General features: G+C 39.8%; 1 protein-coding gene. It reads right to left on the reverse strand.

Translation table 11 applies throughout. The features are described 5' to 3' along the window. Nucleotides 1-467, reverse strand: a 467-nt coding sequence (locus AC1DUW_RS31630; RefSeq protein ID WP_477644551.1) for an NAD(P)H-dependent flavin oxidoreductase, incomplete at its 3' end; no start/stop codon positions are given. Nucleotides 468-667 lie beyond the last annotated feature (200 nt).

Below are 667 nucleotides of genomic sequence, written 5' to 3' on the forward strand. Positions count from 1 at the left end.
CCTGCTAGTACAGGTATTTTAACAGAATCAACCACTCTAGGGAGCATTACAAGCGTTCCTACATCCCCCATGCCAGGATGGCCGCCCGTTTCATTCCCTACGATAACAACAGCATCGACTCCCAATTTCTCTGCAGACAGTGCGTTTTTGACACTTGYAACCTTATGGATGACAGTAAAACCATGCTTTTTAAGTTTTGGCATTAAAGCCTCAGGACTTCGACCACTGGTTTCAACAATTTTAACGTCTTCCTCTACTAAAATATCAATAAAGTCTTCATTTGGAGTAGCAGTTTGACTTGGAAATAGATTCAGGTTGACAGCAAAGGGTTTCTTCGTTAATGCTTTTACTTTGCGTACTTCATCACGAAGACCCTCGGGTGTAACCTGTGTTTTGGAGGTAATGATACCTAATCCGCCTGCTTCAGTTACTGCAGCAGCAAGCTGAGCTCGTCCAACTTGAAACATACCACCGCAAATAATTGGATATTCTATTCCTAATAATTCAGTAATTCTCGTTTTTATAGGCCATACCCCTCTCTATACTCATGCATTCCGTTAAATATAAATAATCTTTTATTCCAATGAAAATTACACATCCATGACTATAGACCATATTTATGAAGCCGCTTGTAAAATGTACTTCTAGGGAGATCTATCAATTTTGC

The sequence above is a fragment of the Peribacillus sp. P4_C12 genome (assembly GCF_056402095.1).